The 21,243-nt window shown below is 62.5% G+C and carries 19 protein-coding genes; 7 read left to right on the top strand and 12 right to left on the bottom strand.

The window, feature by feature from the left end; translation table 11 throughout:
- Nucleotides 1-21: 21 nt before the first annotated feature.
- From ACE191_RS08820 to ACE191_RS08795, 6 genes are all read right to left on the bottom strand, one after another.
- Nucleotides 22-582 (bottom strand): hypothetical protein, encoded by a 561-nt coding sequence (locus ACE191_RS08820; RefSeq protein WP_400191831.1) that lies wholly within the window; start codon nt 580-582, stop codon nt 22-24.
- A 227-nt stretch (nt 583-809) separates the two neighbouring features.
- Entirely contained in the window at nt 810-1,775 is a 966-nt protein-coding gene (locus ACE191_RS08815) for a T9SS type A sorting domain-containing protein (protein WP_400191830.1), read from the bottom strand.
- 151 nt (nt 1,776-1,926) lie between these two features.
- On the bottom strand, nt 1,927-3,483 hold the full coding sequence (locus ACE191_RS08810) for a M16 family metallopeptidase (protein WP_400191829.1): 1,557 nt from the start codon (nt 3,481-3,483) through the stop codon (nt 1,927-1,929).
- Nucleotides 3,484-3,526: 43 nt separating this feature from the next.
- On the bottom strand, nt 3,527-4,885 hold the full coding sequence (locus ACE191_RS08805; RefSeq protein WP_400191828.1) for a M16 family metallopeptidase: 1,359 nt from the start codon (nt 4,883-4,885) through the stop codon (nt 3,527-3,529).
- 160 nt (nt 4,886-5,045) lie between these two features.
- Nucleotides 5,046-5,759: a hypothetical protein gene (locus tag ACE191_RS08800; RefSeq protein ID WP_400191827.1), complete on the bottom strand. Its 714-nt coding sequence runs from the start codon at nt 5,757-5,759 to the stop codon at nt 5,046-5,048.
- 245 nt (nt 5,760-6,004) lie between these two features.
- A complete protein-coding gene (locus ACE191_RS08795; RefSeq protein WP_400191826.1) occupies nt 6,005-7,444 on the bottom strand; it encodes a dicarboxylate/amino acid:cation symporter in 1,440 nt (479 codons plus the stop codon).
- A 159-nt stretch (nt 7,445-7,603) separates the two neighbouring features.
- On the opposite strand from ACE191_RS08795, the gene ACE191_RS08790 reads away from it, so the two are divergent.
- The gene (locus ACE191_RS08790) at nt 7,604-8,635 is read left to right on the top strand and encodes a dipeptide epimerase (RefSeq protein ID WP_400191825.1); all 1,032 of its coding nucleotides are present in this window, start codon (nt 7,604-7,606) and stop codon (nt 8,633-8,635) included.
- Nucleotides 8,636-8,714: 79 nt separating this feature from the next.
- Here ACE191_RS08790 and ACE191_RS08785 read toward each other — a convergent pair whose 3' ends face one another.
- Nucleotides 8,715-9,302, bottom strand: a complete 588-nt coding sequence (locus ACE191_RS08785; RefSeq protein ID WP_400191824.1) for a DUF6799 domain-containing protein — start codon at nt 9,300-9,302, stop codon at nt 8,715-8,717.
- A gap of 147 nt (nt 9,303-9,449) precedes the next feature.
- Here ACE191_RS08785 and ACE191_RS08780 point away from each other — a divergent pair, with 147 nt between their 5' ends.
- Both ACE191_RS08780 and ACE191_RS08775 read left to right on the top strand, forming a co-directional pair.
- On the top strand, nt 9,450-9,899 hold the full coding sequence (locus ACE191_RS08780; RefSeq protein ID WP_400191823.1) for a MarR family winged helix-turn-helix transcriptional regulator: 450 nt from the start codon (nt 9,450-9,452) through the stop codon (nt 9,897-9,899).
- Between the two features lie 53 nt (nt 9,900-9,952).
- Nucleotides 9,953-10,594 (top strand): YceI family protein, encoded by a 642-nt coding sequence (locus ACE191_RS08775; protein WP_400191822.1) that lies wholly within the window; start codon nt 9,953-9,955, stop codon nt 10,592-10,594.
- 90 nt (nt 10,595-10,684) lie between these two features.
- On the opposite strand, the gene ACE191_RS08770 is transcribed toward ACE191_RS08775, so the two are convergent.
- Entirely contained in the window at nt 10,685-11,236 is a 552-nt protein-coding gene (locus ACE191_RS08770) for a hypothetical protein (protein WP_400191821.1), read from the bottom strand.
- 88 nt (nt 11,237-11,324) lie between these two features.
- On the bottom strand, nt 11,325-13,547 hold the full coding sequence (locus ACE191_RS08765; protein ID WP_400191820.1) for a S9 family peptidase: 2,223 nt from the start codon (nt 13,545-13,547) through the stop codon (nt 11,325-11,327).
- A 186-nt stretch (nt 13,548-13,733) separates the two neighbouring features.
- Here ACE191_RS08765 and ACE191_RS08760 point away from each other — a divergent pair, with 186 nt between their 5' ends.
- The 3 genes from ACE191_RS08760 (at nt 13,734) to pta (ending at nt 17,004) form a co-directional block, all read left to right on the top strand.
- Nucleotides 13,734-14,015 (top strand): ATP-dependent Clp protease adaptor ClpS, encoded by a 282-nt coding sequence (locus ACE191_RS08760; protein ID WP_400191819.1) that lies wholly within the window; start codon nt 13,734-13,736, stop codon nt 14,013-14,015.
- A gap of 95 nt (nt 14,016-14,110) precedes the next feature.
- On the top strand, nt 14,111-14,725 hold the full coding sequence (gene recR / locus ACE191_RS08755) for a recombination mediator RecR (RefSeq protein WP_400191818.1): 615 nt from the start codon (nt 14,111-14,113) through the stop codon (nt 14,723-14,725).
- Nucleotides 14,726-14,910: 185 nt separating this feature from the next.
- Complete coding sequence (gene pta / locus ACE191_RS08750; protein ID WP_400191817.1) at nt 14,911-17,004, top strand: phosphate acetyltransferase; 2,094 nt, start codon at nt 14,911-14,913, stop codon at nt 17,002-17,004.
- A 135-nt stretch (nt 17,005-17,139) separates the two neighbouring features.
- On the opposite strand, the gene ACE191_RS08745 is transcribed toward pta, so the two are convergent.
- From ACE191_RS08745 to ACE191_RS08735, 3 genes are all read right to left on the bottom strand, one after another.
- A complete protein-coding gene (locus tag ACE191_RS08745; protein WP_400191816.1) occupies nt 17,140-17,589 on the bottom strand; it encodes a hypothetical protein in 450 nt (149 codons plus the stop codon).
- 209 nt (nt 17,590-17,798) lie between these two features.
- The gene (locus tag ACE191_RS08740; RefSeq protein ID WP_400191815.1) at nt 17,799-18,443 is read right to left on the bottom strand and encodes a hypothetical protein; all 645 of its coding nucleotides are present in this window, start codon (nt 18,441-18,443) and stop codon (nt 17,799-17,801) included.
- A 320-nt stretch (nt 18,444-18,763) separates the two neighbouring features.
- Nucleotides 18,764-19,471: a DUF2071 domain-containing protein gene (locus tag ACE191_RS08735; protein WP_400191814.1), complete on the bottom strand. Its 708-nt coding sequence runs from the start codon at nt 19,469-19,471 to the stop codon at nt 18,764-18,766.
- Nucleotides 19,472-19,987: 516 nt separating this feature from the next.
- On the opposite strand from ACE191_RS08735, the gene ACE191_RS08730 reads away from it, so the two are divergent.
- Nucleotides 19,988-21,190: an acetate/propionate family kinase gene (locus ACE191_RS08730; protein WP_400191813.1), complete on the top strand. Its 1,203-nt coding sequence runs from the start codon at nt 19,988-19,990 to the stop codon at nt 21,188-21,190.
- Nucleotides 21,191-21,243 lie beyond the last annotated feature (53 nt).

Here is a 21,243-nt window from a genome sequence, read left to right as displayed (position 1 = left end):
TTTTTCCGCTGACCGGTCGGCTTAGCGCGGCAGCACCGTCACCACGGGCGCGGCGCCCGGCGGGCTGTAGGCATTCACCACCCGGCTGCTGCCACCGGGCAAGCCCAGGCGCAGCGACTTGGCCGTGTTCTCGTAGCAGGTGCAGCAGCCGTCGGTGTCGAGCCGGCCGTCCACGCTGAGCTCGGTGAGCGTGTAGCGGCGGCGCACCGGGGAGCGGCGGCGCGGGCCGGGCAGCACAATGTGGTAGCGGTAGGCGTCGAGCTTGCGGCCGGCCCGCGCCGGAAAGGGCGTGGTGTTGTCGAGTACCAGCGGCTCGAAGACCTGGGCCGCGGGCCGAATCAGCCGGGCCGTATCGGGCACGGTACCCCGCACCGAATCCTGGGGCAGCACGCGGCGCACCAGCAGCACGGTGTCGACCTCGGCGGCGCGGAAGCCGGTGCCCCCGGTCGAGTCAGCGCTGAAGCGCAGCAGCAGGGCGTCGTCGCGCTCGTCCTGACAGTCGCAGGATATGGCGCCGCAGCAGCCCGCCAGCAACAGGGCAGAAAGCAGCAGGGAGCAGGCGGCAAGCAGCAGTCGAAGCACGAATCAGCGGATTTAGAAAATGGGCCGGGTCGGATAAACGGGTTCGGGCCCGGCCCCGGAAGAGAGTACGCACAGCAACGTGCCCGGCGTAAAAATAGGGGTGCCGGCCCGCAAATTCCGCCCGAGCCAATTCCAGCTGCCCAGCGGAATGGAAAAAGCCAGGCGTAAAAAAACAGCGCCCCGGCCGAATGGGCCGGGGCGCTGCTGCGGGAAGGGGTGCTGGGCGCTTATTCCTTCACGAAACGGCGGGTTTCGCTCAGGTTTTTGCCGGTGATTTTGTAGTAGTAGGTGCCGCGGGGCAGGTCCGAGAGGTTGACTTCCAGCGTCTGTGGGCCCTTGGCCTGCTTGGCGTCGAGCAGGGTGCGCAGGGTTTTGCCGCGCTCGTCCTGCAGCTCCACCTTCACGCTGCCTTCCTTCTTCACCTCGTACTCCAGGCGCTGGGTGGCGCCGGCCGGGTTGGGGTAGAGGGCCGCGCGGCCGCCGCGCTCCGTACGCTCTTTTTTCAGCGGAGCGGTGGGGCTCATCAGCAGGAAGCGGGCGGGGGCGAAGTAATTCTGGCCGCCGGGGCCTTTGCCGTCCTTACGGCCTTTACCATCCTTGCCGGCCAGCTGCTGGCGCTGCTGCATTTTCTGCTTTTGCTCGGGCGTCAGGCTTTTCTCGCGCAGGGCCTTCAGGTCGGCAGTCCACTGGTCGCGCTGGGGCTGCACTTCGGCGGCTAGTTGCTGGATAGTGGCCTCGTACTTGCTGGCTAGCTGCTGCACGTTCTGCATGATGGCGCGCTGCTCGGTGCGCAGCTGCTGCAGCTGCTGCTTCTGGGCGTCGGTCAGGGCTGGGCGCTGGCCTTTCTCGGGGCGGGCGCTGCCGGCGGCCGGGCGCAGGCTTTGGCGGAAGGCCTGGTTTTTCTCGCGCAGGGCCTTGAGCTGGGCGCGGTAGCCCTCGAGCTGGGTTTTGTCGGCGGCCGAGAGCTGGGCGTCGAGCTTCTGGCGCTGCTGGCGCACCACGGGCAGCACGTTCTGCTGCCGGTAGGCGCGCATTTCGGGGTTGCCTTTGTGGCCCTTGCCGCCGCGGTGCTTGCCGGGGCCGCCCTGCTCAAAGGCCGCCGGTTCCTGCCCGAGGAAGGCACTGAAGGCCGGGGCGACGGGCAGCAGGGCGCAGGAAAGCGCCAGGGTTTTCAGCCAGGAGGAAGTCTTCATGTTTATGCGAGTAGTGGGGGTTGGTGGTTTCTGCTCTCATAGATGCCGGCTACCCGGCCGGGTTTAACCGGCGGGCCAAAAGAAACCCGCCGCGGCCGGGGCCGGGCGGGTTTCGGGCAGAGTAAAAAGTCCGGTTGAAGCCGGGAAACGCCTATTTGAACGTGTCCTTGGTGTCCACGATTTTCACCTCGCTCACGTTCAGCTTGAAGCCGGCCACCTGCTCGTCTTCGGCCAGCACTTCCTTGGGCAGGCCTTCGCGCACCACCTTGGCGTAGCTCATGGGAGAAGGGGTGTTGTTCTTGAGCACGTCGGCCAGGGGCTGGGCTTCGCTGTCGTCGGTTACGATGGTGACGTACATGTTCTGCGTCTGCCAGTGCTTCTTGATAGCCTTGTTCACGTCGGCCAGGGTGAGCTTGGCCAGCTGCGCGTCCAGCTCGCCCAGCCAGTCTTTGCGGCCGTAGTACTTCGAGTCGAGCAAAAAGCCGAGCTGCTTGGCGGGCGTCATGCCGTAGAGCTTGGTGTAGGAGCGCAGGAAGGTGCGCGTCAGCTCAAATTCCTCCTGGGTCAGGCCGTTCTGCACCAGGTCGTCCATCTCGCGCAAGGCCAGGCGGAAGGCAAACGGGGCGTGACCCACTTTCAGCGTGCCCAGCTCGTCGGGGTACTGCTTGCGCAGGCCCTCGGCAATCTGCACCGGGCGCAGCCAGATGCTGGCGTAGTTGGCTTTGCGGGCCGTGCCGGGCACGGGCAGCATGTTGGAGCCGCCGGCCTCGTACCACTCGATGTAACTGTAGTCGCCGTAGTTCATCGAGCGGGTCGTGCGGATCTTTTCGTAGAGCTTGCCGTAGCTCTTGCGGTGCTCCCCCAGGTAGGAGTTGGCCACCATCAGGGCCACAAAGTCGTCCTTGGCGCGGGTGGTTTCGATGGGGAAACCGGCGTACACGGCTGAGCCCAGGGCGTCGGGCTTGCTGATGATTTCCACGCGCATGCCCTTGGGCGCCGCCACTTTAGGCACTTCCGGCTTCACCGTAGCCGTAGGCAGCTTTTCCAGATCGTCCTTCAGGCGCTTGGCAAAGGCGGCGGGGTAGTTGCCGGCCAGCCCGATGGTGAGGTTGTTTTTGCCGAAGGCCCTGGCGTGGTACTGCTTCACGTCGTCGAGCGTGAGGCTTTTCACGCCGGCCGCGGTGCCGCGCGTCATGTGCTGGTAGCGGGTGCCGCGGAACAGCTGATCTTCCAGCGCCATCTTGCTGTAGTCCTCGTCCGACGAGGCCCGGATGAGCTGGTCCACGTAGTTGAGCTGGTTGGACTTGAGGCGGTCGAAGTCTTCCTGGGTGAACGAGGGCGTGAGCATCAGGCCCTTGAGCACCGGGTAAAACTTGTCGAGGTGGTCGGGGTGCACCTGGAAGGTGAAGGTGGTAACCTCTTTATCCGTCTGGGCGCCGTACTGGGCCGCCATGGGGTAGATCAGGTCCTTGATCTGGGCGGCCGTGAGGTCCTTGGTGCCGCTTTCGGTTACCAGCTGGGAGGTGAGGTAGGTGAGGCCTTCCTTGCCCTTGGGGTCGGAGGCCGAGCCGTTGTTGAAGCGCAGCATCACCACCACTTTGGCGGCTTTGGGCTGACGCAGCTCCACTACGTCGGCCGCGGTGGCCGGCCGGGCCAGCGAGGCCGCGCCCAGCAGCAGAAAGCCGGCGCGGAGAACGATATTTTTCATCGAAAGCAAAGTCAAAATCGAAAAGGGAAAACGCGGGCGGCGCCTACTGCACGCCGCCGGTGGCGTTCGGACCGATGGTGCCCACGGTGAGGTGCTCGGGCACGAAGTACTTCTTGGCCACGGCCTGCACGTCGGCCGCCGTTACCTGGTCGTACAGCGCCAGGTAGCGGTTCAGCGACTGGGCGTCGCCGGTGAGCCAGATGTATTCGGCCAGGGTGTTGGCAATGCGGTCGGGGCTGTCGAGGCTGGTGAGCAGCCCGTACTTCAGCGCCGACTTGGTATCGGCCAGCTTCCTGGCGTCGAGCGGCTTGTTTTTCACGTCTTCCAGGGCCTGCGTCAGGCGCTGCTTCACGTAGGGCACGTCGTCGGCTTTCACCACCGAGGCCTGCACGCTGATCAGGTTCGGGTCGCGGGTGTTATTGGCGCCGCCGCCCACGAAGCGCACTTTCTGCTCCTTCACCACCAGCTGCTGGTAGAGCGCGGAGTTTTCGGCAAACAGCATGGTGGTCAGGATGTCCAGCGCGGCCAGGTCCTTGGTCTGGTCGGAGAAGGCCGGGCCCTTATAGTTGAGGCTCAGCATAGGTGGGAAGCTGGCTTTCTGCACGTGGGCGTAGCGCGTGGCGGTCTGCTCGGGCTCCACCGGCATGTTGGGCACGTAGGAGCCGCGCTTCCAGCCGGCAAAATATTTCTGCGCCAGCTGGTTTACCTCGGCGGCTTTCACGTCGCCCACCACCAGCAGGGTGGTGTACTCGGGGCGGTAAAACCGGTCGAAGAACACCTTGGAGTACTCGTACTGGTTGGGCATGTCCACCACGTCCTGGAAGAAGCCCATGGTGGTGTGCGCGTAGGTGTGCTTCTCGAAAGCCGTCGAAACCGTCTTCTCGTAGAGCTGCTGGTAGGGCGAAGCCGAGTTCTTGGTGTACTCGCCCTTCACGGCACCGGCTTCGGTTTTGAAGTCGTGCTCGGAGTATTTCAGGTTCTGAAAGCGGTCGGCTTCCACCTCAAACATCTTCTCCAGCATGCGGGCGTTGCCGGTCATGTGGTACACGGTGCGGTCGAGCGAGGTGTTGGCGTTGGCGGCCGCGCCCAGGCTCTTGAGCACCTCGTCGTACTTCTCCTTGCTGTACTTGTCGGTACCGCGGAACATCACGTGCTCGAAGAAGTGGGCGAAGCCGGTTTTGCCGGCCTCCACTTCGTCGCGCGAGCCGGCGCGCACCACCAGGAAAAACGAAGCCAGCCCGGGCGAGTCGTAGGGCACGGTCACCACTTTCAGCCCGTTGGGCAGGCTGGATTGCTCGATGGGGTAGGGAAACGGCGCGGCGGCCGACTGCGCTACAGCTTGCGGGGCGGCCGCCGTGAGCAGCGCGGCCCCGAGCAGCAGTGCCCGAAACGTGTGTTTCATGGAGTAATGGGAAAGTTGAGGCGGGGTAACAGGCGGCGTGCCGCGTTGCGGCAAAGTAACGGCGCGGGGCCCAAGGTTGCAGCCCGGGGCCGCAAAAGCCAGCGGCGCCGAACCCGGGGGCCGGCGCCGCTGAAGGCAGGGCAATCTGAAAACGCTGGGTTTATTTCTCGCTGCTGGCCGGCTCGCCCAGTAGCCGGGTTTCGGCACTCGTGGTACTGGGCTCATCATCCTGGTCGGCATCTTCCGCGGGCTCTGCCACGGGAGCCACGGGGCCGGCGGCCAGCAGCTGGTCGCGCAGGCGGGCGGCGTCGAGCGACACCTGGGGCTTGATCTGGGCCAGGGCCAGGCGCAGGGCTTCCACGTCGGCTAGGCGCGGGGCCTGGGTCTGGGAGTAGCCGTGGTACATGGCCACTTTAATGCGCGATTCGCCGGTGCCGGTATAGGTACCCAGCACTTCACCCCGGGCGTCGACAATCTGCATTTCGGCCTTCAGGGTAGTGTGGTACCACTCCAGCGGCACGCCCAGCACCGAGGGCGTCATCAGGGTAATCAGCTGCAGGGCCTGCAGAACTTTGCCCTGGCGGTCGGTACTCACTTCGGTAATCAGCAGCTTGGCGTAGCCGTAGCGGAGCGTGTCCTCGGGCTCGGTCATGTTCATGCGTACTTCGCGCTCAAACAGCTTCTGCGGGTCGTCGGGCCAGGCGCCGTCGGACTGGGCCAGCGGACCGTTGTCCACCGTCACTTCCAGCGAAGGCAGCCGGTCGGCCAGGGCCGCGGGCGTGGGCTGAAACAGCACCTTATCGACCGACTTGCACCCGGCCAGAAACCAGGTGGGCAACGCAGCGAGCAGCAGCAAAAGCAGGGAGCGGGTCATACGGGGGACCTAAAGGTAGGCAGACTCTGAGCGTGAAGGAATTGCTAAGCCCGGTGATAAACGCGACTAGGCTGGCAAGTATAACTTTATTTCTAAAATATATAACTATTGTGGAAAAATTTATTGGACTTTCCAGTTCGCCAACCAGCGTCTACGCAGAAAAGTGCAGGAAGCTGGGTTTTCGCCAAAAAGAAAACCGCCGGCCCACGGGTGAGCCGGCGGTTGCCAGGGGCCGCAAGGCCCAATCAGCGGTGCAGCTCGACTGGCTCCGACTCGGGCTGCACGTGGTAATCGAGCACGGCCTCGCCGTGGTAGTTGTCGACGAACTCGCCTTCCCAGCGGGCAATGACGGCCGAAGCCAGGCAGTTGCCGATGACGTTCACGGCCGTGCGGGCCATGTCCATCAGCGCGTCGATGCCCAGGATGATGAAGACCGGCCAGGAGGGCAGGTTAAACGACGCTACCGTAGCCAGCAAAATCACCAGCGAGGCGCGCGGCACGCCGGCCACCCCTTTGGAGGTCAGCATCAGGGTGAACACCATCACCAGCTGCTGGCCCAAAGTCAGCTCGATGCCGGCGGCCTGCGCCACGAACACCGCCGCGAGCGAGAGGTAAAGCGTGGTGCCATCGAGGTTGAAGGAATAGCCCGTGGGCATCACGAAGGCCACCACCCGGCGCGGCACGCCGATGCTTTCCATGGCTTCCATGGCGCGGGGCAGTGCCGCTTCCGACGAGGTAGTGGCGAAGGCAATGCTCACCGGCTCGGCAATGGCCTGCACGAAGCGCTTCAGCGGAATGCGGGCAATGAGGGCCACCGGCAGCAGAATCACGATGATAAAGGCAATAAGCGCCGCGTACAAGGTCAGCAGCAGCTGGGCCGCGTTGATGAGCGGGGCAAACCCCATTTTACCCACGGTGTAGGCAATGGCGCCACCCACGCCCAGCGGGGCGAAGAACATCACCACGTTGGTGAACTTAAACATCACTTCCGACAAGCTTTCCGTCCACTCCAGCATGGGGCGGCGGTGCTTTTCGGGTACCATGGCCAGGCCGATGGCGAAGATGATGGCGAAGACGACTACCTGCAGTACCTGCCCTTCGGCAATGGATTTGGCAATGTTGTCGGGGAAGATGTGCAGGATGATGTCGGCTACGCTCTGGGTGGGCGCGGCGGCCAGGGTATCGTCGGTGGCGTTGCCGGAGCGGGCTGCGGCCAGCACCTCGGGCGCCAGGCGGCCGGCTTTGGTCAGGTTGATGGCCGCCAGCCCGATAAACAGGGCGAAGGTGGTCACGACCTCGAAGTACACCAGGGCCTTCACGCCCATGCGGCCTACTTTCTTCAGGTCGGCGTGGCCGGCAATGCCCACCACCAGGGTGGCAAATACCAGCGGTGCGATGATGGTTTTGACCAGGCGCAGGAACACGTCGGACAGTACCTTGAAGTTCTGCGCGGTCTGCGGGAAATCGGCCCCCACTTCGGCTCCGACCAGCATGCTCACCACGATCCAGAAGGTGAGGGAGCGGCGGCGGGCCGCCCAGTACACAAAGGCGCCCAGGGCCAGCCAGCGGGCGGCCAGGGGTACCATCGGCGGCAGGGCCAGTACGCCGTAGTAAGACAAAGCGGTGAGCAGGGCAGCCAGCAACAGCAGGCCCAGCGCCGGTACGGCCACGCGGGTCAACTTCATAGTAAGAATGATTCGAGCGTTTCCGCCGGCGGCAGGCCGGCGCAAGTAGGCAAAGATAGCCGTTTGGCCGGCAGCCCAAGTAGCGCCGCGCCGCCGGCCCCAAACGATGCCGAAGAATTACGGCCGAATCCTTAATTATGGGGCCCCGAACCCGCTCCCATGCTGCACTGGTCCATTGAGTCGCGCGAGCTGCCGCTGCGCTTTACCTGGAAAATCTCGCGCAACGCCTCCGACGCCAAAACCAACCTGCTGGTGCGCGTGGCCGACGCGCCCACCGGGCCGGCGGCCTGGGGCGAGGCCGCGCCCAACGTGCGCTACGGCGAGTCGCCCGGGCTGCTGCTGGGGCAGTTTGCCGCCCTGCAGCCCGAGCTGAGCCGGGTGGGCAGCGTGGCGGAGCTGGGCGCCGTGCTGGCGGCGGCCCGGCCGGCCCAAGCCCTGCGGTTCGCGCTGGAGTCGGCCTACCTGCACCGGGAAGCCCAGCGGCAGGGGCTCGCGCTGCCCCAGCTGCTGGGCGTGCCCGCGCCCGCGGCGGCCGTACCCACGGCGTTTACCTTGCCCATTATGGCGCCCGAGGCGGTGGCCGCGTTCGTGCAAGAGCACGGCCTGGGCCGCTTCGCGCTCCTCAAGGTGAAGGTCAACCAGGAAGGCGGCCTGGAGCTGCTGCGGGCCCTCACGCGCGAGCTGCCCGGCCACCCGTTGCTGGTCGATGCCAACGAAGCCTGGCGCGACGCCGATAGCCTCTTGTGCTTTATCGAGCAGGCCGGGCAGCTTCCGGGGCTGAACGTGCAGCTGCTGGAGCAGCCCCTGCCCGCTACCTGCGCCGACGATTACCGCTACCTCCACAGCCGCACGCCCTGGCCACTGATTGCCGACGAATCGGTAACCGACGAAGCGGATTTCGCCGCCATCAGCCGGCAGTTTCACGTGGTGAACATGAAGCTGATGAAGGCCGGGGGCTACCTCAACGGCATTCGGCTGCTGCGCGAGGCCCGCGCCCACGGCCTGCGCACCATGATCGGCTGCATGGTCGAAACCTCGCTGGGCATCTGGTCGGCGCTGCAGCTCAGCGGCCTGGCCGAAGTCTGCGACCTGGACGGCTTCCTGATTGTGCGCGACGAGCCCTTTGGCCTGGTGCATGAACGGGAAGGGCACCTGACGGCCCTGCCGCAGCTGCCCCAAATCGACTGCTAGGGTGTCGGAGCTGGGTTAGGGAGTTCAGGTTTTCGGCCGCTCAGGCAACCACAGCCCGCAAACAACATACGCCTAATCCCTATTTCACCGCCCGCAGCTGCTCGTCGAGGCCTTTGATCTGCTGGTCGAGCTGGCTGGTGTCGGGGGCTTTGGGGTGGCCTTGGCTGAGCAGCGAGATTTTCTGGTTGAGCAGCTGCACTTTCTGGGCCATCAGCTCCACGCGGCGGTTCAGGTCGGCGAGGCGGGCGTCTACGTCGGCGCTGGTGACGGGCGCGGTACCGCGGTCGACCACCTCGCCAAACTTTGCGTCGGCCGGGGCGGTTTCACCGCGGGCGGCGGCGGCATTCTGCGGCGTGGCGAAGATGATGCCGCCGTCGGCTTTGACGTAGTCGCCTTCCTTGAGGGTGGTGATTTTGCCGGTGGGCAGCTCCACGATGCCGCTCTTCACGTTCACCTTGGTGCCGTTGGGCAGGCGCACGTTCTGGTTCAGGCCGTAAGTCTGGCTGCCGCGGCGCTTCACTACGGCGCCGTTCTGCATCACAAACTGGTCGCCGTTCTGCAGGTCGTTGGTAGCGGCCGCGGCGGGGCGGGCCGGGCTTTGGGCCTGGGCCCGCGGCGCGCCGAGCAGCACCGCGGTCAGCAGCAGGAGGAAGGGGAGGAGTTTCATGGCAAAAACTGGTCTGGTTTCTGCCCTGCGCATACGGCATCGGGCCCTTCGAGGTAAGGCCCGGACCGTTATCTGAAAATTTTTTGAACCAATGTTGTTACATTAAATGTATGTACATATATTTGCAGCGTCATTCAAGCTATGAGAATGAAGATCGAGGACGAAATCCAGCAGCGCACCTTCAAGGACCCCTACCAGAAAGCCTACATCAACGTGGTGTACACGGCGGGCTGGCTGGGCCAGCGGCAGGCCTGCGCCTTCCGGCCCTTTGACCTGACCCTGCCCCAGTACAACGTGCTGCGCATTCTGCGGGGCCGTCATCCCGAGCCGGCCACGGTGAACCTGCTCATTGAGCGCATGCTCGACAAAACCAGCAACGCCTCGCGCATCGTCGACAAGCTGGAAGCCAAGGGGCTGGTAACCCGCAAAACCTGCCCCAGCAACCGCCGCGCCGTCGACATCCGCATCACCGACGCCGGCCTGGAGCTGCTGGGCCGCATGGACGAGTTTGCCAGCCCCGCGCACCTGGGCCTGCACAACCTTACCCCCGAAGAAGCCACCCAGCTCAGCGACCTGCTCGACAAGATTCGCGGCTAACTCCCGACTCCACCCCGTTTTCCTTTTTGACTTTTCCGTTTCCTTACGTTCCCATGAAAAAATTCATCCTGCCCCTGCTCGTAGTTGGCGCCCTGATGGCCGCCCCGGCCCAAGCCCAGAAAATCGATGCCAAGCCCACCAAGGCGGTAAAAGCCAAGGGCAACGCGCCTTACCAGGTGCAGCCGCAGCTGAGCACCCTGGGCTGGCTGGGCAAAAAAGTAGGTGGCCAGCACAACGGCACCGTGGCCCTGAAAGACGGCCAGGTGCAAGTGAAGGGCAACCAGATTGTGGGCGGTACCTTCACCTTCGACATGAACTCGATCAAGGTGGAAGACCTGACCGACCCCGGCTACAACGCCAAGCTGGTGGGCCACCTGAAGAACGACGACTTCTTCGCCGCCGACAAGTACCCCACCGCCACCTTCGTCATCACCTCGGTGAAGCCCATCAAGGCCGACGCCAACGGCAACAACGCCCAGATTGCGGGTAACCTGACCATCAAAGGCAAAACCCACCCGGTAACCTTCCCTGCCAAAGTGGGCGTGAAAGATGGCGTGGCCGCCGCCTCGGGCGTGGCCACCGTCGACCGCACCAAATACGACGTGAAGTACGGCTCGACTTTGTTCGGCGCTGCTGCCGACAAGGCCATCGAAGACAACTTTACCCTGAGCTTCAACGTGGTAGCCAAGCAGTAAGCTGCTCAGGCACAGCCCTTGGCTGAATCATTAAAAAAGCCCCGCCGGTTTTGCCGGCGGGGCTTTTTTGTGCCCTGAAAGTACCTCCGCTTAGCCCGGCAGCTCCAGCTCCCGGGGCAGCGGGTCGCGCAGCTGGCGGTGCTTTTCGTGCTGGCGCAGGCTGGTCAGGATTTCGTCGAACTCGGGCTTGTACTCCAGCCACAAATCCTCGTGCAGCTTGGGAATGAGCTTGCCGGTGCGCAGCAGCAGGCGCACGGCGGCCACGTAGAAGGCGTACACGAACCCGTCGAAGTAGGCGCTGTACTCGTCGAGCACCAGGCGCAGGGTATACAAATTCAGGTCTACTTCCAGGCGCTTATCCTTGGTGATGCGCTTGGCGCGGGCTACTTCCTTGTTGGCCTTGCCGAGCTGGCGGGCCAGGGCGCGGTTCATCACCCGGCCGTTGGCCTTGGCCAGCAGCGCGGCAATGCGCTCGGCGTGCTCGTCCTGCACCGTGCGCAAATCCACCTCGGGCAGGATGTCGTAGCGCAGCAGGTCGTAGAGCTCGGCGTCGCGGCGCACGGCCTTGAGCAGCAAATCTTCCTTTTCCTTGTCGGAAAGCTGTTTCAGGGCGCGCTTGAAGTCGGCGGAAGGAGCAGGCATGAGGTCATTGATCATTTAACATTTATCATTGATCATCTACCAGTGGAATTCCCAACTGATAAATGATCAATGATAAATGCCCCCTGAGTTACTGGCCGTTGCTGCCGGCAGCCGCGGGGGCCGGGGCTTCGGGCTTCAGGTAGAGGTCGAGGTAGTTGGTGATTTTGGTGTAGAGGTGCACGCGGTCCTTGCCGCCTACGTTGTGCGGGTGGCCGGGATACACGAAGTAATCCAGCTGCACGCCCTGGTCCACCGCGTTTTTGAGGTAGCTCAGGCTGTGCTGCCACACCACCACGTCGTCGACGGTGCCGTGAATCATCAGCAGCGGGGCCTTCAGGTTCTGCACGTGGCCCAGCAGGTTGGCCTGCTGGTAGCCCTCGGGGTTTTGCTGGGGCGTGTCCATGTAGCGCTCGGTGTACATCACCTCGTAGAGGCGCCAATCGATAACCGGGCCGCCGGCCACGCCCACCTTAAAGGTGCCCTGCGGGGCGCGGGTGAGCAGCGTGGTGGTCATAAACCCGCCGTAGCTCCAGCCGTGCACGCCGATGCGCTGGCCGTCCACGTAGGGCAGGCTCTTGAGGTAGTCGACGCCCTTGAGCTGGTCGGCCATTTCCTGGGTGCCGAGCTGACGGAAGGTGGCCTGCTCAAACGGCAGCCCGCGGTTGCCCGAGCCGCGCGAGTCGACGGTAAACACCACGTAGCCCTTCTCGGCCATGTGCTGCATCCACAGGTTGCCGCCGCCCAGCCACGAGTCGGTTACCAGCTGCACGTGCGGGCCGCCGTACACGTAAATCACGGCCGGGTATTTTTTGCTGGCGTCGAAGTTGGGCGGGGTGATGAGGCGGCAGTACAGGTCGGTCTGCCCGTCGGCGGCCTTGATGGGAAACAGCTTCATCTGGCCCAGCGCGTAGCCGGCCACCGGGTTGGGCGCGTTCAGCAGCTGCTGGCGCGGCTTGCCGTCCTTGGTAGCCACCAGGCTGATGGTGCGCGGGGTGGTCTGGCTGCTGAACACGTCGAGCAGCAGCTCGCCCGAGGGGCTGAGCGTGCCGGTGTGGGTGCCCGCGTTCTGGCTGATTTTGCGGGCCTTGCCGCCGCCCAGGCTCACGCTGTAGAGCTGGCGCTGCAGGGGGCTGTCCTGGTTGCTGGCGAAGTACAGGTTCTTGGCTTTGGCGTCGAAGCCCAGCACGTCGGTTACCAGCCAAGGGCCGCTGGTGAGCTGTTTCAGCAACTTGCCGCTGGTGTTGTAGAGGTACAGGTGATTGTAGCCGCTGCGCTGGCTTTGCCACACGAACTGGTCGGGGCGGCCGGGCACGAACTGCAAAGGGTGCTGGGGCTCCACGTACTCCTGGTCGGTTTCTTCAAACAGCGTCTTCACCAGCGCGCCGGTAGCAGCGTCGTACTGGCGCAGCCACATATGGTTCTGGTCGCGGTTGAGCACGGCCACGTACACCGATTGCTCGTCGGGGCTCCAGCTGATGTTGGTCAGGTACTGCTCTTTCGGCTCGCCGGTTTGCAGAAACACGGTTTTGCCCGAGGCCACGTCGTACACGCCCACGGTTACCTCGTGGCTTTTGTCGCCGGCCATGGGGTACTTGATGGGCGTGGCCTGGGCCGGGAAGGGCGCAATGCTCACCAGCGGGTAGTCGCTGACCATCGTCTGGTCCATGCGGTAGTAGGCTAGCTTGCTGCCCTTAGGGCTCCAGAACGTGCCCTTGGTGATGCCGAACTCCGAGCGGTGAGCCGCCTGCCCGTTCACAATGGCGGGGTTGGCTTCCGAGGTCACCGCCACATTTTCCTTGCCGGCCAGGCTGATGAACAGGTTCTGGTCCCGGGTGTAGGCTACGCGGGTTTTGCTGGGGTCCAGCTCCACGTTTTCGGCCCCGGCGGCAAAGCCAAACAGCCGGCTGGCCTTGCCCTCAGCCACCGAATAGCGGAACACCTCGCGGCTGGGCATGGTCACCACGAACGCGTCGGGGCCGGTCCACTGCACGGTAGGAAACGCACTGGCTTTCACGGCCGGGGCGCCGGCGGCCTGCAGGGCCTGGCTGAGCTGGGCCAGCGTCACCACCGGGCGCAGCGGGCCGGTGGCACCGCCGCGCGCCAGCTCGTCCTGGCCGTTTTCGGTGCGGGCCAAGCTGAACTCATCCTTCGAGCCCGGAATCCAGGTCAGTTGTTTCAGCGAAGCGGGCTGCAGGCTGCGGTTCAGGTAGGCATCCTCCATGGTCAGGAGTTTCTGCTGGGCGGTGGCGGGCAGGCCCAGCAGGCCCAGCAGCAACAAGGGCAGCGCCGCGCGCCGCGAAAAGCTATGCATAAGCGGAAAAGCGAGAAGTGAGCAAAGGCTACGGTCGGCGAAAATTACGCCCAAAATTTCACTCCGGGCCCCGGCATAAAGCCCTGAGCGCAGGCAACTATTCGCCCCGGGGCGGGGTTATACAAAGCCGCGGTTGAGGAGGCCGGCCCCACCGGTTTTGTGCCACGCTATCCGTATTTTTACGCCATGAACACCAAACCTCAGTTTGCGCCCGACGAAGACGTTCTCCTGCTGGAAGAAACCACCGACCTGCGCGACCTTATCGTGTACAACGACGACGTGAACACCTTCGACCACGTTATTCGCACCCTCATCGACGTGTGCGGCCACGAACCCGAGCAGGCCGAGCAGTGCACCCTGCTCATTCACTACAAGGGCCAGTGCGCCGTCAAGCTCGGGACCTATGACGAGCTGACGCCCCTGTGCTCCGCCATCCACGACCGCGGCATTTCCGCCGACGTTGTTTAACTGAGTTGTCAGGTGCGGGTTGCCAGTTGCCAGTCTCGCAGAACGATTGGCTTCGCTGACTGGCAACTGACAACTGACAACTGGTAACTCATTGCATGGAATTTCCCTCCAAACTGATTGAAAACGCAGTGGGCGAGCTGGCCAAGCTGCCGGGCATCGGCCGCAAAACGGCTTTGCGCCTGGCCCTGCACCTGCTCAAGGCCGAAACCGAGACGACCAGCTCGCTGGCCGAGGCCCTGGCCAAGATGCGCTACGACATCCGCTACTGCCAGACCTGCTTCAACATCTCCGATACCGAGCAGTGCTCCATCTGCGCCAACCCCTTGCGCGACCAGAGCACCGTGTGCGTGGTGTCCGACATCCGCGACGTTATTGCCATTGAAAACACCGGCCAGTACCAGGGCGTGTACCACGTGTTGGGCGGCGTCATCTCGCCCATCGAGGGCATCGGCCCCGCCGACCTGCACATCGAGCCGCTGGTCGACCGCATGAAAGGCGAGGAGAGCGAGGTGAAGGAAGTGATTCTGGCCATCAGCCCCACCATGGAGGGCGACACCACCGCCTTTTACCTCACCCGCCGCCTGCGCGAGTTTCCCGAGGTGCACATCAGCTCCATTGCCCGCGGCATTCCGGTGGGCGGCGAGCTGGAGTACGCCGACGAAATTACTCTGGGCCGCTCCATCGTGGAGCGCCAGCGGCAGGCGCGCTGACCTTCAGAAACGCCTTGAGTTGAAGCGCCCCGGCCGACAGGTCGGGGCGTTTGGCGTTTCGGCCGCCGCTTCGGCAGTAGCTTGTCGGCAATCAGCCGCCCGGCCGCTCCGGAAAAACTTCCGTAGTTACCGCCGAAGGCCGCCCTGCGTGGTTGTTTTGCTGTTCCCCGAATGCTCCTGCTGGTATGACCAAAACCGTCTTCATTGCCTCGGCCGAACCCTACAGCGGCAAGTCGCTCGTGACGCTGGGTCTGGTAAACATGCTGCTGCGCAAGGCCCAGAAAGTCGGCTACTTCAAGCCCGTCATCAACACTGGGCCCGACGGCCGCCGCGACGCGCACATCGACACCGTGCTGCGCTACTTTCAGCTGCCCACGCCTTACGAAGACACCTTTGCCTACCCCGGCGCCGAGGTGCTGCACCTGATCGAAACCGGGCAGCAGGGCGAAATGCTCGACACCATCATTCACCGCTACAAGCAGCTCGAAGACGTCCACGACTTCGTGGTGGTGGAGGGCACCGACTTCGTGGGCCAGGGCACGGCCTTCGAGTTCGACCTGAACGTGACCATTGCCAAAAACCTGGGCGTGCCCGTGGTGCTGGTGACTTCGGGTGAGGGCAAAACCACGGCCCAGATCATCAGCAGCACGCTCACGGCCCTGCGCGGCTTCGAGGCGCGCGAGGTGCCGGTGCTCACGGTGGTGGCCAACAAGGTGCCACCCGCCCAGGTAGCCGACGTGCAGGCGCTGCTGCGCGCCCAGCTGCCCCCGGAAACCATCCTGTCGGTGATTCCCCAGGACCAAGCGCTGCTGAGCCCCACCATGCAGGAAATCCACGATGCGCTGGGCGGCAAGCTGCTCTTCGGCGAGGAGCTGCTCGGCAACCAGGTCGACAACTTCGTGACCGGCGCCATGCAGGTGCCCAACTTCCTGAACTACCTCAAGGAAAACGTGGTCATCGTGACGCCCGGCGACCGGGGCGACATCGTTATCTGCGCCATCCAGGCCAACCTCTCGGCCAGCTACCCCAAGGTGGCGGGCGTGGTACTCACGGCCGGCTGGGAGCCCGAAGAGCCCATTCTGCGCCTGCTGCGCGGCTTGCAGGGCGTCATGCCCATTCTGGCCGTGCCCACCGGCACCTTCGAAACCAGCGCCCGGCTCGCGGCCGTCAAGTCGCGCCTCACCCCCGACAACCCCAAGAAAATTCAGCTGGCTTTGCGCACTTTCGAGCGCTACGTCGATCTGCCGGCCCTCGACCAGAAGCTGGCCAGCTACCAGGCCGAGGGCATCACCCCGCACATGTTTCAGTACCGGCTGCTGCAGTGGGCCAAGCGCCAGCGCCGCCACATCGTGCTGCCCGAGGGCAACGACGACCGGATTCTGCGCGCCGCCGCCCAATTGCTGCAGCAGGACATCGTGGACCTCACCATCCTGGGCAACCCCGCCGAAGTAGCCGCTTCGGCCAAGCGCCTGGGCATCAACCTACCGGTAGGCCACCTGCGCGTCATCGACCCCGCGCACAGCGCGTACTACGACGACTACGTGCAGACGTTCTACGAGCTGCGCAAGTCCAAGGGCGTGAACGAGGACATGGCCCGCGACCTGCTGCGCGACGTATCCTACTTCGGCTCGATGATGGTGTACAAGGGCCACGCCGACGGCATGGTGTCGGGTGCGGTGCACACCACCCAGCACACCATCCGGCCGGCCCTGCAGTTCATCAAAACCAAGCCCGGCATCTCGCTCGTCTCGTCGGTGTTCTTCATGTGCCTGCCCGACCGCGTGGCCGTGTTCGGCGACTGCGCCGTGAACCCCAACCCCACGGCCGAGCAGCTGGCCGAAATTGCCGTGTCCTCGGCCGAAAGCGCCCGCCGCTTCGGCGTGGAGCCCCGCGTGGCCATGCTCTCGTACTCTTCGGGCACCTCGGGCGAGGGCGCCGAGGTCGACAAGGTGCGCCGCGCCACCGAGCTGGTGCGCCAGCTGCGCCCCGATTTGCCCGTGGAAGGCCCCATTCAGTACGACGCCGCCGTCGACCCCCTGGTGGGCCAGCAGAAGCTGCCCGGCTCGGCCGTGGCCGGGCAGGCCAGCGTGCTCATCTTCCCCGACCTGAACACCGGCAACAACACCTACAAAGCCGTGCAGCGCGAAACCGGCGCCCTGGCCATCGGCCCGGTGCTGCAAGGATTAAATAAACCGGTGAACGACCTGAGCCGCGGCTGTACCGTGGATGATGTGTTTAATACGGTGGTTATTACGGCTATTCAGAGCCAGGATATTTAACGTTTTACAGCTTTCTGATGCCAAGGCATTTTGGGCACTTCGCTTCATTTCTGTTCTTCCGTTCATTAAAGTTATATTATGTAAATGATGTTCTTCAGCCTTGGTTTTAGAAAGCTGATGTTGGCGGCATATTCTTTATTCAGGAGTTTCAATATGTTTTATTTCGTTTACCTGATTATGTTCATATTTAATTTCCAGCTTATGGAATATCATACTAATTTTTCCGCTCATTCCTAAATGGTAAACAAACGAAGATTCAGTTCTGTGGTTCGGTTCCCCTAAAATTTCCTTAATATGAATTGTGTCTTTTCGCAATAAGAGTTTACTATGAATAATATCGTCTGCCATTAAAAAGCGGGTATTCTTTTCTTCAAACCATTTGGTGGAACTAAACTTGAGCTTTACTTCCTCTTCCTGATTACCATATAAAAAGACAATAAATCCATAGCCAAGGGTAAATAGTGTAATTAAGGTTGTAAAAAGGGAAATCAAAACTCTGTTTCGATAAAAAATTATCCTTTTTGAAAATAGCCAAAGCCAGAACAAATACAATGGAATTGAAAAAAGAATAAGAACGATTAACATAAGTTATGCTTGATTGACTTGCATTTGATCATAGCCGCTAACGGAAAACGGCTTTGCGATGTGGTGGCATTCCGTGTTCGGTCAGCTTATATGTATTGATAAAGTTGAACAAAGTTTATTGGTTCAGCACTTATTCATCAGCCATCATAGTGCAAAACCGATGTTACCAGCAGTTATTTCCGTATCTCTATAGTCGTCTCCCTAACGGTTTAATATGTGTCTAATTTGATAGGTTTTGCCTTGTTTGTGTCCAAGATTTCAGTGAAGTTTCTACCTGGAAAGTATTCATCATTCATATCGGGTTTAGTTCCAATCTTGAAAGATAAACTGTGAACTTCACGTTTGCCTATGCAGCAACTTTTCCTCTTTCCAAAAAATGTTGACGGATTGAACCCGATTAAATAAGCGTCAAGATTTTTGCCGTCAATTTGTTCAACCTTTGGTCTCGTATATGTTTTATTAAAAGTCCATTCAGTTAAATAACCGATACCGTTGCTATCAACTGTCAGTATATTTTCATCTACGTTTGATAAAACAAGGTTGATTTCTCCTTTATACCCGTTAGGGACTTTAATTGTCAATGTAGGTGAATACAATTGATAGTGAAATGCTATGAAGGAAATTGTTGTTGTGATGAAAAATATTGCCAGAAACGAGGTTCGCTTAAAAAGCAGTCTCATAATTCCTGTCAAGAGTAAACAGCCAAGAATAATTCCAACTATCATCATTCCTCCTAAAAAAAGTCCAGACAAAATCATGCCACCTGGAACATTTGACAGCTTAAAAAGCAAACTTGTCAAAAGTCCAACCGATAAAAGTCCGAAGATGATTTTTAGTTTACGGTCTGTCGTCATAATTGCTGGCAACATCTGTATTGGCGCTACTCAGGACCTGTGCGCAGTAGCGCCAATCTATCCTTGGTACGCAAGTTGAGCGCCAATATAGCTACCGTTGGAATGATTGGCGCTACCGGCCTCTTACAGCCCCAGGTCATCAAGGGGAGAGGCGGGGCGCTTGTGCTGGGCCACATGGGTGTAGATTTCCGTGGTTTTGATGCTGCTGCGCCCAGGTATATCCCGGGTGTACCGACTTCCAGCAAGCGTACGGCGACCCACCGGCCCAAGCCGGAACATCAGGCGCACATCTTCCCCAGGTGCGGAAAACTGAACCCCCATTACTTCGGCGCGGCGCCTTCCCACTCGTGCTCAATGTTGGTCATCAGCAGCGCGTGGTCAAACGTCACCGAGCCATTGGGAAACACGGCCTCGTTCTCGAAGTAGCTGGATTTCACCTCCGCCACGTCCAGCGGCCTCACGTTCCAGTGGTACGCCTTCAGCCGGAGCCCGTCGAACCGCTCGTGGTTGGGCGAGTAGCCCAGCTCGCCGGCCTCAAAAAAGGCCGAGGCATTTTCCAGCGTTCGAAAGATCGAGTTACCGTTCAGGGCAGCGGCTTCGGTCGCGGCAATAGACAGCTCGGTCTCGTCGGCGCTGCGGAAGTGGATGCGGTAATTCCCGCCTTGCTCGGTCACCGTGAATTGGGCATAGTGGTGCCGGCCCGGGAAGAGGCGTCCGCCCACCAGCGTATTCAGCTTCAGCGAAGTGTCGCGGCGCGGAATGTACACGCCCGATTTCACCGCTCCGTTTTCATCCCACTCCACCGCAATCCGGTGGGCGCCGTTCTCCGAGCTTACCCCCATGAAATCGGGCAGGCCCTTGGGCTTGATGTCCTTCAGCCGGATCAGGCAAATGCCGATAATAGCTTTGCCCTCGTACAGCTTCGGCCGGAAAGGCGGCGGGAGGATACCGGCCACCACCCGCGGATCCGCCGTGTAGTTGATCAGAATGCGGCGCTCGATGTAGCCGTGAATGGTGGGAAGTTTCATGGTCGGCTGCGGTTTGTCGCGACTGTCATCAACCGCGAGGTTCACTCCCGGCCAAGGTCGGCAATCCGGCCCCGGCCCGCACCCCGGCCGCGGTAAACCGGCGCGCCCGAACCCCAGCCCTCAGGCCGCCCGGCGCAGCGCCACCGGCTCTGTCGGCTGGCCAGCAGCCCGTTGTGTCACCGGCACAAACGCCGGCCCGCCGCCCAGCAGCGCGCACAGCCGTTGCTCCCGGTCCCGGCAGGTGAGCGAGCTGGCAAAGTCGTACCAAAAGGGAGCGGGGTTGGCGGCCCGGCGGCCAAAACGCTTCACGAAACGAGCCTCCTGCGTGCGGCGTACCATAAAAATAACGGCTGAGGATGACGCCGCGGCGGCTAATGGCCCCGCAGCAGTAATTTCCCCTTAACTAGCGCATATCCCGGCACAAAATCAACCCCAACTGCGCCGCCGTGGCTCCCCCTCTCTCCCCTGTCGCGCATCAAGCGAGGGGAGGGGGCGGGGGGTGAGGCCCACCACCGCATGAACATCTTCGTCGTCAACTCCGGCAGCTCGTCCATCAAGTACCAGCTCTTCCGCTGGCCCCACGAGCAGCCCGTCTGCGCCGGCCTCATCGAGCGCATCGGCCTGCCCGAATCCGTCATCACCCACACCGTCTTTGCCCCCGACGGGCAGCCGCACAAACAGCAGCACGTGCTCGATCTGCCCGACCACGCCGCCGGCCTGCGCGAGGTCGTCGGCCTGCTCACCGCCCCCGCAACCGGCGTCGTGCAAAACCCGGCTGATATTCACGTGGTGGGCCACCGCGTGGTGCACGGCGGCGAAGCGTTTGCCGCCACCACGCGCATCACGCCCGCCGTCAAGGCCAAAATCAAGAGTTTGTTTGCCCTGGCCCCCCTGCACAACCCCGCCAACTACCTCGGCATCGAAGTCGCCGAGGAGCTGTTCCCGCAGGCCCACCAGGTCGCCGTGTTCGACACCGCCTTTCACCAGACCCTGCCCGAGCACGCCTTCCGCTACGCCCTGCCCGCCCCGCTCTACCACCAGCACGGCATCCGCGCCTACGGCTTCCACGGCACCAGCCACAAGTACGTTTCCGCCCAGGCCGCGGCCTACCTACAGAACGCTGAAGCGCGCCTCATCACGGTGCACCTGGGCAACGGCAGCAGCATCACCGCCGTGCAGGGCGGCCGCTCCCTCGATACCAGCATGGGCCTGGGCCCCATGGGCGGCCTCGTGATGGGCACCCGTGCCGGCGACATCGACCCCTCCATCATCTTCCACCTCATCCACCAGCTCGGCTACTCCCCCGACGAGGTCAACACCCTGCTCAACAAGCACAGCGGCATGCTCGGCCTCACCGGCCACAGCGACATGCGCGACGTGGGCCAGGCCGTAGCCGCCGGCGACCCCGCCGCCATCCTCGCCCTGCAGCTCTACGCCTACCGCATCCGCAAATACCTCGGCGCCTACGCCGCCGCCCTCGGCGGCCTCGACGCCGTCGTGTTCACCGCCGGGGTAGGGGAGAACGACGCCGCCGTGCGCCGCCTCGCCTGCCAGGGCCTCGAATTCCTCGGCATCCACCTCGACGACGCCCGCAACCAAGCCTCCGCCCGCGGCCTGCGCGAAATCAGCACCCCCGCGTCTCCCGTCAAAGTCCTGGTCATCCCCACCAACGAAGAGCTGGAAATAGCCCGCCAGTGCGCCGAACTGCTCAGTGAGTAAAGGGCCTGCGGATGGAAGCAGCGGCGTGGTGCCACGGCTCAAAGCCGTGGCAC

This window comes from Hymenobacter sp. B81, from assembly GCF_044628455.1.
Lineage (GTDB): Bacteria > Bacteroidota > Bacteroidia > Cytophagales > Hymenobacteraceae > Solirubrum.
Note: the sequence above shows the minus strand (reverse complement) of the source record. Positions and strands in the feature narration are given on the sequence as shown.